The organism is Thermaurantimonas aggregans (assembly GCF_003851885.1).
GTDB lineage: Bacteria > Bacteroidota > Bacteroidia > Flavobacteriales > Schleiferiaceae > Thermaurantimonas > Thermaurantimonas aggregans.
The window spans coordinates 21,276-33,263 of sequence record NZ_BHZE01000005.1 but is presented as its reverse complement, the minus strand read 5'-3'; the positions used below and the strand labels follow the sequence as shown (position 1 = coordinate 33,263).

Genomic DNA, 11,988 nt, shown 5'->3' with positions numbered 1-11,988 from the left:
TTTTAAAATCTTTAAGAATCAAATTTTTAGTTTTGCAATCCTTTTTTCGAAAACCGTTTAAAATTCAACTAATCATTGTTTAACGCAGAAAAATTCGATTATCTTTACAGATATATACGCTGAAGAAAATGAGCAACACATCTTTAGTAGAGAACCTGAAAAAGTTCTTTGGATTCAATACCTTTAAGGGAAATCAGGAGGCAGTAATCAAGAGTTTATTGGAAGGAAACGACACCTTTGTAATCATGCCTACCGGCGGTGGTAAGTCGCTGTGCTACCAATTACCGGCCTTAATGAGCGAAGGCACTGCTATCATTGTTTCGCCACTGATCGCCCTGATGAAGAACCAAGTGGACTCAATGCGGGGATTTTCTACCGAAAATGGGGTGGCACATGTGCTCAACTCTTCGCTTACAAAAAAGGAGATCCAGCAAGTAAAAGACGACATTACAGCGGGCATCACTAAAATGCTTTATGTGGCGCCTGAAAGTCTCACAAAAGACGAGAATATCGAATTTCTAAAGACAGTAAAAATAAGTTTTTACGCCATCGACGAAGCGCACTGTATTTCGGAATGGGGCCACGATTTCAGACCTGAATACCGCAACCTGCGCTCAATCATGAACAAAATCGGAAAGCGCCCCATCATCGCCCTTACCGCTACTGCTACTCCCAAAGTACAGAGCGATATTCAAAAAAACCTTGGGATGGAAAATGCAGCAGTGTTCAAATCATCTTTTAACCGCGAAAATCTTTATTACGAGATTCGTCCTAAGGTTAATACAGAAAAAGAGATCATCAAATTCATTAAGAATAATCCAGGCAAAAGCGGCATCATATACTGTATGAGCCGCAAAAAGGTAGAAGAACTCGCCCAAACACTGCAAGTGAATGGCATTAAAGCACTGCCCTACCATGCCGGCCTAGATAGCAATACGCGCGCTAAGCACCAAGATGCCTTCTTGATGGAAGAGGTAGATGTAATCGTGGCTACCATTGCCTTTGGTATGGGCATCGACAAGCCCGATGTACGCTTCGTGATCCATTACGACATGCCAAAGTCATTGGAGAGCTACTACCAAGAAACTGGGCGTGCGGGTCGCGATGGAGGCGAAGGAAACTGTATTGCTTTCTACGCCTACCAAGACCTCGAAAAGATGGAAAAGCTTATGGCTGGCAAACCAGTTGCCGAGTTGGAAATCGGCAAACAGCTCATCGCAGAGACCATTGCTTACGCCGAAACCTCAGGTTGCCGTCGCAGATACTTACTCAAGTACTTCGGAGAAGAATTTCCGGAGGAAAAGTGCAGCAATATGTGCGACAACTGCCGCAATCCGAAGGAAAAATTCGACGCTCAGGAAGACGTGAAGCTGGTGCTTGAAACGGTCGTTTCAGGCCAAAACCGTTTCAAAGCTCCTCAAATAGTTGCCATTCTCAAAGGTCAGCTCAATCAACAGCTTCGGTCATATAAAGTAGAAGAATACGAACAATTTAACGAAGGTGCCGACAAGAGCGAACACTATTGGAACAGCGTAATTCGCCAATGCATTGTCAACGGACTACTCGAAAAAGAAATCGAAACTTACGGCATTCTCAAAATAACGCCAGAAGGCAAAAAGTTTATTGAATATCCTCAGCCCTTCTTAATGGCTGAAGATACCAACTTCGAAGGCATTACTGACGACGACGATGACGTAATACTCGGCGGCAAAAGTGCTACTGCCTTTGACGAAGTACTCTTTAAAATGCTTAAAGAACTCACGAAAAGCGAAGCGAAGAAGAAAGGTGTGCCCCCGTATGCTGTCTTTCAGGAAAGTACACTAAACGAAATGGCGCTCCACTACCCCACTACCCTCGAAGAACTTAAGAATATACCCGGGGTAGGCGAAGGAAAAGCTAAGAAATTTGGACAACCTTTCGTTGACCTGATTGCTAAGTATGTAAAAGAAAACGATATCGAAAAACCCGATGACTTCGTCGTGAAGTCAGTGGTCAACAAATCGAGCCTCAAAGTATTTATCATTCAATCGACAGACCGCAAAGTGGCCCTCGACGACATTGCCAAAGCAAAAGGGCTGACTATGGAAGAGCTGCTCGATGAAATCGAGGGCATCGTAAACTCTGGAACCCGCATTAACATCAACTATTACCTCGACCAAAAACTCGACGAAGACCAAATCGAGGAGATCTTTGACTACTTTATGGAAGCTGAAACCGACTCGATCGAAGAGGCTTATAAAGAATTCGATGGAGAATACACTGAAGAGGAGCTTCGCATGGTGCGCATCAAGTTTATGAGCGAAGTTGCAAACTAATAACCTGGCCTTAACCAGCCAACCAACTAAGTTTAAGCCCTCACACTCTGATCAAAAGGTTTTTGAAAGGTGTAAGGGCTTACGTATTTAAATGCGAAGATAAAAGGTTTACGAAGTTTGTAAGATGCTGTTCTTCAAGTATTTACTAAGTTTAAATTCTTCAATTTTTGAATGTATCTACTCCGAAAAATAGCAAAAAAACCCGACTTTTGAGAGTCGGGCTTTGTATGTATAGTATTTAGTAACGATTAAAGAATCATCTTCATCGGGTCTTCGATCAGTGATTTAAAGGTCTGCAAAAATGCAGCCCCTGTAGCGCCATCTACTACTCGATGATCGCAGCTCAGGGTTACTTTCATCACGTGACCTACCTTGATTTCGCCATTTTTCACTACAGGAACTTGCTTAATACCCCCTACAGCCATAATACAGGCATCTGGTGGATTGATGATGGCGGTGAATTCGTCAATGCCAAACATTCCGAGGTTGGAAATTGTGAAAGTATTGCCCTCCCAGTCAGAAGGTTGCAGTTTTTTATCTTTGGCTTTTTGAGCAAATTCTTTTATTTGAGCAGCAATGGTGCTGAGACCTTTTTGGTCGGCGTGGCGAATAACAGGTACTAGCAAACCTTCTTCTACAGCTACTGCTACACCGATATTGATATCGTGGTTGAAGCGGATGCGATCTCCGAGCCAAGAAGAGTTAATTTTTGGATGCTTCTTAAGAGCAAGAGCAGTTGCCTTGATTACAAGGTCGTTATACGAAATTTTAATGTCAGAAATTTCGTTGAGCATTTTGCGCACCTCAACGGCCTTGTCCATGTCAATTTCAATAGTGAGGTAGAAGTGCGGTGCGCTGAACTTGCTCTCTGCCAGTCGGCGTGCGATGGTTTTGCGCATTTGTGAAACCGGCTCTTCGGTATATGCTACACTTGCTGCAGACGGTACTGAAGGAGCTTCTTGAACGGCAGGACGCACCACTTCTTCTTTCACAGGCTTTTCGATCACTGCGCCATGCTTGAAGTTTTCAATATCTCTTTTTACGATGCGTCCACCCTCACCAGTGCCTTTTACTTGGGTGATGTCTATGCCTTTTTCCTTAGCCAATCGGCGTGCAAGGGGCGAAATTTTTATTCTTCGTCCATCGGTCTCTACCTCTTCAGTAACATCGTCGGCTTCAACCTTTTGCTCAGCAGGTTTTTCTTCTTTAGGCAGTTCAGCTTTGGTTGATGTTTGGTTTGCTGCACCTCCGCCGATGAGAGATGAAATATCCTCCCCTTCTTGGCCAAGAATTGCCAAGATGCTGTCAACTGGAGCAGTGCCACCCTCTTCTACACCGATGTAGAGGAGTACGCCTTCTTGAAAGGATTCAAATTCCATCGTGGCCTTATCGGTTTCAATTTCGGCCAGTATATCCCCTTCTTTTACTTTATCTCCTACTTTTTTGTGCCATTTGGCTACGGTACCTTCCGTCATGGTATCGCTGAGCCTTGGCATGGTAACTATTTCAGCCATCAGTAGTTTTTATTGAATGGTTATGAATGGATAGTCTTTTTGAACATACACATCTTCATAGAGCTGTTCGGGCTCCGGATAAGGGCTTTTCTCCGCAAATTCTACACACTCGTTTACAAGATCCTTTACCCGTTCGTCAATGGCTTGTATTTCTGCTTCAGTAGCCCAGTTGTTTTCTTTAATTACGTTGAGCACTTGGGTAATTGGGTCTATTTTCATGTACTCCGCCACCTCTTCTTTGGTGCGATAGTGCTGGGCGTCACTCATGGAGTGCCCCTTGTAGCGATAGGTTTTTATTTCGATAAACGAAGGTCCTTTGCCAGCGCGCGCATTATCCACAGCCTCCCATACGCCTTCGTACACATCTACGGGGTTCATGCCGTTTACCTGCCAGCAGGGCATTTCGTAGCCGAGACCGAGTTTCCAGATTTCGGTGTGATTGGCTGAGCGCTCTACTGAGGTACCCATTGCATAGCCATTGTTTTCGACGATGAAAACAACCGGTAAGCTCCACATCATGGCCATGTTCAGAGTTTCATGCAGCGAACCCTGGCGCACAGCTCCATCGCCCATAAAGGTGAGTGTAACATGTGGACGACCCAGATATTTATCGGCAAAGGCAATACCTGCCCCGAGCGGAATCTGTCCACCCACAATGCCATGACCGCCAAAGAAGTTGTGCTCTTTCGAAAACATGTGCATCGATCCGCCGTTGCCCTTGCTGCATCCTGTCTTTTTTCCAAGCAATTCGGCCATCACCGTGCGGGGATCTACTCCCATACCGATTGGTTGTACGTGATTGCGATAACCCGTAATCATACGGTCACCTGGCTCCATGGCGTACAAGCATCCGGCCAGTACTGCCTCCTGACCGTTGTATAAATGTAAAAAACCTCTGATTTTCTGCTGTATGTAGAGTGCTGCCGCTTTGTCTTCAAATTTCCTCCAAAACAGCATATCTTCATACCATTTAAGGTATGTTTCCTTAGTAATAGGTTTTTTGGGCATATCAAGTACTTTAACCGGGCAAAAATAGATAGCTAAGCCATAAATCCATGTCAAATTTTCAAGGAAAAGGCGAAAAAAAGGTGTACTTTTTACACTTTTGAATTTACTGATTCAATCTCTTATATTCTGAGCAATTTGGCCTAATAATTTTTCGGCAAGAGCTAGATTCTCAAACGTATGCGAGCTGAATTCTTCTGGCCAAACCACTGATTCTAGCGCAGGGGCCAGGTCGCATTGGAGGTTTACAAAGGCCTGATCGTTTTGCACCTGTACATTAAATGGCCCTAACCATCTGGCTAAGCCAGTCTTCCCTAAATGGTAATCAATAAAGCCATTGAGCTGGCCTGAAGGAATTCTGGAAGTATCGGCAAGAGCCTCAATGCGTGTGAAGAGGTAGCCGCTTTCCCATGTCCAGTACATGGATGGAAACTGCGGTGCAAGCGGATCACCGGCGTTTTCTACCATCGGGGGCTGTACCGTGGTGTTTGTCAATGAATCAACACCGTAGAGCAGATACATCTTCCACTTGCCCTCAGGCAGAAGTACTTTACCTAAATCGTATTCAGATGTATTCTCTCGAATCAGGATGCGCTGTATTGCAGGAAAAACGGTATCTCCTGCGTCGCTGATGAGAAAGATATTGGTAAAAATATGTCTTATAAATTGGAAGCGAAACTGACGTCCATCGGTGAGTGTTGCATTTTGATTTAATCGGATGTTTTCCTGGCCTATTTTGTGGATAAATCGGATTGAAAGATTTTTTTCAATCGGATTTGGAGAAGGTTGAGGTATTTCTGCCTTTTTACAGGATTGCACAATAAGTGCTATCGATAAAATCAAAAATCTCCAATTGAACATCTTCAGGTTACTCAACGTCAAAAGATTTTTTAAATAGACTTTCAATGGAATTAAAATGTTTTTCAGGATCTAAAAATACACTGATTTTCAATATCAATTTTTTCGCTAACATAAAAATGCATTTGAGCAAAACGACATCGGTAGGTCACTGCTTGCCATTGTAAGTAATCGAACGGAAGATTTTTTACATCTTTGTTAAATATTTCGTAACATTTATGCGAATTGTTAACCTTACTCTCCTGTTTGCCTCATTAGTTACGTGTAATCTTTATGGCCAATGGCGTGAAATCACCTTTAAAATAAGTGATCGCCAGGGACCAGTACCAGGAGCAACAGTAAGAATTTTTGATGATTCTAAAAATCAGGTACTGAACGGTGGACAAACAGACGAATTAGGCATATTGAGTTTTCAAATTAATATCTCAACGGCAAAGTTTGCTGAGGTTCGAATGTTGGGTTACCGCACAGAATGGGTCGTTCTAAATGGCAAAACCCTTTACCTGGTAAATCTGCGGGAGGAAAGTTACTCGCTGCCAAGTGTGGTAATTACAGCCTCAAAATCAGAACAGCGCATCGAAGAAACAACTGTTTCACTTACCGTAATTCGCCCGAACCTGGTGGAAAATAAAAATCCAACAGATGTACAACAAACTATGAATCAAGTACCAGGAGTGAATGTAAACGATGGCCAAGCAAACATACGCTCGGGAAGTGGCTGGAGTTATGGCGCAGGTACGCGTGTACTTCTGCTGCTCGACAATCTACCCCTCATATCGCCTGATGCCAATCAGGTACAATGGACCATTGTACCCTTCGAATCACTCGAGCAAATGGAGGTGATAAAAGGAGCTTCTTCAGCACTTTATGGTTCTAGTGCTTTGAATGGTGTAATAAATGTTCGCACGCGGAGCGATTATCAAAAAAGGAGCTGGGTCAATATGTTTACGGGCTTTTATCCTGCGGCTCCACGTCCAGAACTTACCTGGTGGAACGGCCTGCAATCGCTAGGTGGTGTACAGATGAGTTTTCAAAACCGAAAAGAAAATCCCAATGACGACAACAATTGGTTTGGCTACTTGTTAAGTGGACTAGGCCAGTGGGATGAAGGATACCAATGGCGCTCGCCCGACAACAGAAGCAGACTCTATTTCAAAACACATTGGAATAAAAGCAAGTCACTTCAATATGGGTTGAATGGCAACATATCCTACAGAAAAAGTGCTTCGCCTCTTATCTGGAATGGGGAAAATCAGGCATTAATTGCTCAGGACAGCAGTATCACCGTTGCCCAGGGATTTACATATCACATCGATCCCTGGCTGACATATAATCAGTTTCGCCAAACTGGAGTATTACGGCATGAAATCAACGGCCGATTTTTAGCTATCGACAATAATTCCCGGGATGATTCTACAGTTTTTGACAATGCGAGTCAGTCATATCTTGCCCAATATCAATTACAATGGCTTTCTTATTCGGGACTAAAAATTACAAGTGGCATTTTTGGACTGTGGTCAGAAAGTAATAGTGAGCTCTTCGTAGGACGACATACCAGCAGAAATCTGGCAGCTTATTTTCAAACGGATTATAAATGGCAAAACCTTAGCCTTAGCGCAGGTGCCCGTTACGAATCTTTTAAGCTCGACAACAGGGCACAAGGCAAACCCGTGTTGCGTTTTGGTGCAAACTACAAAGTAGCACCATACACCAATGTGTATGCATCGTGGGGTCAAGGGTTTAGATTCCCCTCTATGGCTGAAGCTTTTACCAAAACCAATGTCGGAACGGTAAACATTTTTCCAAATACACAACTGAATCCTGAAATAGGCAACACCTATGAAATTGGTGTCAAGCAGCTCCTTGCCTTAGGTCAGCAACTAAAGATGCAGGCAGAGCTGGCTTTGTTTCGAATGGATTTTGACGATATGATCGAATTCACTTTCAGCCGCTGGGACACAGTAGGAGGAACCTCACAATTGCAGCGGCAATTAGGTTTCAAATCGGTAAATGTAGGCGCTGTGCGTATCCAGGGAATAGAGCTTACTTTTACAGGTCTATATCAGTCGGGCGTTCACAAACTTGAGTTCCTAGCAGGCTATGCCTACAGCGACCCGCGTGTTCGCTATCCTGATAGACCGTTTATTTTTAATGATGTCACCGGCCAATATCTTACCTATCAAAATCTAAGTACCGACGACAGTACAGGAACGCTCAAATACAGATACAGACACTTGCTTAAAACCGATCTCCAATGGTCGCATCACAAAGGCTATAGGGCAGGTGTTTCGCTGCGTTACAACGATTACATGAGAAATTTAGATCGCGTATTTTATCAGGTCATACCAGGTGTGCAGTCTGTTCATCAAAGACTTAACAGAGGAGATCTTGTGATCGACCTGCGCATCGGTTACAAATGGCCATCGGGCGCTATGGCAAACTTGATTATCGATAACGCTCTAAATAGGGAGATCATGGTTCGCCCTGCTTTCTTGGCACCACCTATGCGAATTATGCTGCAGTATCAGGTATCCTTTAATTAAAAGATCCTTTTGAAAAACAAAACTGTTTAAGCTATCTTTTGTAATTCTAAACCTTCTTTTTTGTCGTGAGGCATTCGAATTTTAACCACTACCGATGAAAGAAGAGTAATACCTCCAATAGCAAAAATGGCGATATGCACTCCAAAAAGATCTGCGATGCTGCCTGACAAAATCGCGCCGAAGGCATACCCCAAATCGCGCCATAGCCTAAATGTGCCAATACTCTCAGCCCTCTGTATCGGACTCGTAGCCATAGATATGGCTGTGAGGAAAGTAGGATAAACCAGAGCAGTACCTAAACCTAAAACTGCAGCCAATGTCAACAAAATAAAAAAGTTATTCGTCGAAGGAAGTAAGGCAATAGCAATTCCTTGTAATAACATCCCCCAAAAGATCATTTCTTTCTTGGAGAAATGGTCTGCCATTTTTCCGGTAAACAGTTGGCCGATACCCCATGTAGTGGGATAAGCAGCTGTAATCCATCCCACCTGTTTCGCATCAAAATCCAAAGAAAAGAGCAACATCGGTAAAAGCCCCCAAATCATACCGTCATTTAAATTATTTACAAGACCAGCTTGAGTTACGGAGCTTAAGGTTTTATTAGTAAAAGAGGTTTCGATGAAAACGTTTTGAAGAACTTTGCTCGAGGTAGTTTCTGTTTCTTTTTCTGCAAATTTTTTTGTATCTCTTATCCAAAAAAGAGTAGTAAAAAATCCGGCTATCGAAATACCAATGCCGATGTAAAATGGATACGGCCACAAGCCATAATGTGCGGCCACATACCCTGTAAAAAAAGCCACTACACCTACTGCAAAATAGCCGGCGAATTCATTCAAACCCATGGCGAGACCTCTGTTTTTTTCACCTACCAGATCAATCTTCATCACCACTGTACTACTCCATGTAAGACCTTGACTGATCCCCAACAATACATTAGACACTATAACCCAAGACCATGATGTGGCATATATCAATAAAAAAGGTATGGGAATAGCTAATAGCCAACCAAAAAGTAAAAGATTTCTCCGGCCAAACACATTAGACAGCCGACCAGTGTAGTAATTCGTTATGGCTTTCGTGAATCCAAAAACTGTGATAAAGGACAAGATCGCAGAAGCTGAGGCAATTCCAAATTGTGCTTCAGCAAATTCGGGTATTATGGTTCGTTCTAAGCCTACCATGCCCCCTACGAGGGCATTTATGAGCACAAGTAGTGTAAATTGTTTCCAGTTTTCCTTTAATCCTAGCTGAATGGAATCGTGCATGTGAATTTTTTACAAAAGTACCCCGCTTGATAAAGGAACATTTGTTACAAAAATCACGAGACAAGCTGGCTGATTCTTTAATGAACAAATGTGGAAATACTTTTAATCATTTAATAATAACATAATCCTCTGTAAAGAAGTGATAGAATTAATTAACCGTGATGGCTAAAATCATTGAGTTGCTCTTTTTTAAAAAATTAGGCGCTAAAAGTATTAAAAGTATCCTTCGCGCTTTCGCACTTCCATACTGTAGGCCGTTTGGCGATCATCATGCCGATGGCCGCGTTCGCTGGTTAGGGTGGATTCCAGTTCTCGAATTATGTCTTCGACGGTTGTAGCCTTCGATTCGATGCCGCCCGTGATGGTTATATCGCCAAGTGTGCGAAAGCGAATCGATCGAGTAGTAGGTGTTTCATCCGGACGAAGAGCAATGTAAGGAGAAATCTGCACCCATGCACCGTTGCGAAAGATTACCTCTCGGGGTTTGGCAAAATAGAGCGATGGCACTGGGAGGTTGTGCTCGCGGATGTAGTACCATACGTCGAGCTCCGTCCAATTGCTGAGCGGAAAGATTCGAAAGTGTTCTCCCTCAGCAATCGAAAGATGAGCCAGAGTTCCAAGTTCAGTGCGTTGATTTTCAGGGCGCCAGCTCCCGGAAACATCGCGATGCGAAAAAATGCGCTCTTTAGCCCTTGCACGGTCTTCATCGCGTCGACCTCCGCCCAACAAAGCATCGACATTATGGGTGCGAACGTAGTCTAACAGCACAGCTGATTGAATGCGGTTGCGGTTTTTGTCAGGTCCTTCAGGCTCAGTCACGAGGCCTCGATCAATGGCTTTTTGTACATCGGCAACTTCGAGTGTGTAGCCAAAATGCCGTACAAACCAATCTCGGTACTCCATGGCTTCAGGAAAATTGTGACCCGTATCTACTTGTAAAAGTTTAAAGGGAGGTGGCGCAGGATAAAAAGCTTTGTAGGCTATATGACTAAGAGTAATTGAATCTTTTCCCCCTGAGAAAAGAATCATAGCATTCTTAAAATGCCTTGCAGTGATGTAGAGAATTTCAACAGCTTCATCTACGAGCTGTAGTAAGTAGTCAGATGCGCGAGTGGTCATTTACCGCTTTTTAACTTTTAAACTGATCCCAAGAGTAAAGGTAGAAACCAGCTCTTGTTGTGGAGTGCCGTATTGGGTAAAGGCATCAACGATAACATCTCGCGTTACACGACTTCCCGTGCTTAAACTTTCTGCCACTTGCAGCCTAATGGCTTCACCCTGTGTACAAACAAAATACACATCGCTTTCCGGACGTTTTAAAAAATTGGCTTTAAAGTCCTTAAACACCAATCCGGAGTCCAGATTTAATTCATGGCACAAGGCGTAACCGAGATATCCTGCAGCCAGATCAGCCCCTACTGCCTGTGCTCCGAAATACATGGAGCCGTAGTGATTTTTTGTAAAAAAGTACAGCGGAAGCCGTACAACGATTTTCTCATTTGTCATTTCGAGCAAACGTGGACGACAAATTCCGATCAGAGGTATTTTAAAGCGACCAAGAAGCCAAAGTTTAAAGCGGTAAGTTCTTAGATTCATAAGCGAAAAGTCTAAGGTTCATAGGGTTCGATGTGAATGAGTACATCAGAGATGTTTGGCAAGTGATGCATCAGCGTATCTTTTAATCGGTGTGCTAACTCGTGACCCGCTTTTACAGTTATGTTTCCATCGACGATGGCATGCAAATCTACGTAGTAAGTGAAGCCAGTCTTTCGTATGTAGCACTTCTCGGTATCGATTATGCCTTCCACGGTTTTTGAAATACGGCGGATGTCTTCTTCCAACTCGTGATGAATGTGTTCATCCAACGCTTCGCTGAGAGCTGGACGAAGAATTTTATAAGCATTATACAAAATAAACAGTGCAGCAATCATAGCTGCGATTTCGTCAGCCACCACAAATACACCGCCCAGAAGCACAGCAATACTTACGCCTGAAAGAGTGGCGAGTGAGGTAATAGCATCGGCACGGTGATGCCATGCCTCAGCCCTACCCGCGGTACTGTGCATACGATCTGAAGCGCGATGAATAATCCTAAAAGCCAATTCTTTGGCGAGAATTATAGCTGCAATAACAGGTATGGTCCACCACTCGGGCGACTCTTGAGGCTTGCGGATGTTAATAACACTTTGGTAAAAGATGATTAAAGAAGAAACGATGAGAAACAAAACAACGACAAAAGCGATGAGTGGCTCTGCTCTACCATGTCCATAGGGATGATTCTCGTCAGCAGGTCGGCTGGCATATCGTGCTCCTAACCAAACAATACCCGAAGCCACCACATCAGATGCTGACTCGATGGCATCGGCCAACAAAGCAAAGGAATTTCCTAAAATGCCAAAAGTGAGTTTAGCAAGAATGATAAAGCAATTGAAAACAAATGACTTGCGCAGTAAAGATTCGATGGGATGCGTAGCTTTCAAGTTAAGCA

General features: G+C 43.5%; 9 protein-coding genes. 2 read left to right on the top strand and 7 right to left on the bottom strand.

The features are described 5' to 3' along the window. Nucleotides 1-128: 128 nt before the first annotated feature. Nucleotides 129-2,315, top strand: a complete 2,187-nt coding sequence (recQ, locus tag EIP89_RS03585; protein ID WP_124397287.1) for a DNA helicase RecQ — start codon at nt 129-131, stop codon at nt 2,313-2,315. 248 nt (nt 2,316-2,563) lie between these two features. On the opposite strand, the gene EIP89_RS03580 is transcribed toward recQ, so the two are convergent. The 3 genes from EIP89_RS03580 to EIP89_RS03570 all read right to left on the bottom strand — a co-directional run bounded on the left by EIP89_RS03580 (nt 2,564) and on the right by EIP89_RS03570 (nt 5,710). Beyond that, nucleotides 2,564-3,829, bottom strand: a complete 1,266-nt coding sequence (locus EIP89_RS03580; protein WP_124397286.1) for a pyruvate dehydrogenase complex dihydrolipoamide acetyltransferase — start codon at nt 3,827-3,829, stop codon at nt 2,564-2,566. A 9-nt stretch (nt 3,830-3,838) separates the two neighbouring features. Beyond that, nucleotides 3,839-4,837, bottom strand: coding sequence for a pyruvate dehydrogenase (acetyl-transferring) E1 component subunit alpha (gene pdhA, locus EIP89_RS03575; protein WP_124397374.1), 999 nt, complete (start codon nt 4,835-4,837; stop codon nt 3,839-3,841). 111 nt (nt 4,838-4,948) lie between these two features. Continuing rightward, nucleotides 4,949-5,710 carry an MbnP family protein gene (locus tag EIP89_RS03570; protein WP_124397285.1) on the bottom strand — a complete coding sequence of 254 codons (762 nt, stop codon included), beginning with the start codon at nt 5,708-5,710 and terminating at the stop codon, nt 4,949-4,951. Nucleotides 5,711-5,910: 200 nt separating this feature from the next. On the opposite strand from EIP89_RS03570, the gene EIP89_RS03565 reads away from it, so the two are divergent. Further along, complete coding sequence (locus EIP89_RS03565) at nt 5,911-8,235, top strand: TonB-dependent receptor domain-containing protein (protein WP_124397284.1); 2,325 nt, start codon at nt 5,911-5,913, stop codon at nt 8,233-8,235. Between the two features lie 26 nt (nt 8,236-8,261). Here the strand turns inward: EIP89_RS03565 and EIP89_RS03560 are convergent, their stop codons facing one another. The 4 genes from EIP89_RS03560 to EIP89_RS03545 all read right to left on the bottom strand — a co-directional run bounded on the left by EIP89_RS03560 (nt 8,262) and on the right by EIP89_RS03545 (nt 11,980). Further along, entirely contained in the window at nt 8,262-9,500 is a 1,239-nt protein-coding gene (locus EIP89_RS03560; protein ID WP_124397283.1) for an MFS transporter, read from the bottom strand. A gap of 213 nt (nt 9,501-9,713) precedes the next feature. Further along, nucleotides 9,714-10,619, bottom strand: a complete 906-nt coding sequence (cysD, locus tag EIP89_RS03555) for a sulfate adenylyltransferase subunit CysD (RefSeq protein ID WP_124397282.1) — start codon at nt 10,617-10,619, stop codon at nt 9,714-9,716. Continuing rightward, on the bottom strand, nt 10,620-11,096 hold the full coding sequence (locus EIP89_RS03550; RefSeq protein WP_124397281.1) for a PaaI family thioesterase: 477 nt from the start codon (nt 11,094-11,096) through the stop codon (nt 10,620-10,622). Nucleotides 11,097-11,107: 11 nt separating this feature from the next. After that, nucleotides 11,108-11,980: a cation diffusion facilitator family transporter gene (locus EIP89_RS03545; RefSeq protein WP_160160507.1), complete on the bottom strand. Its 873-nt coding sequence runs from the start codon at nt 11,978-11,980 to the stop codon at nt 11,108-11,110. Nucleotides 11,981-11,988: the final 8 nt, after the last annotated feature.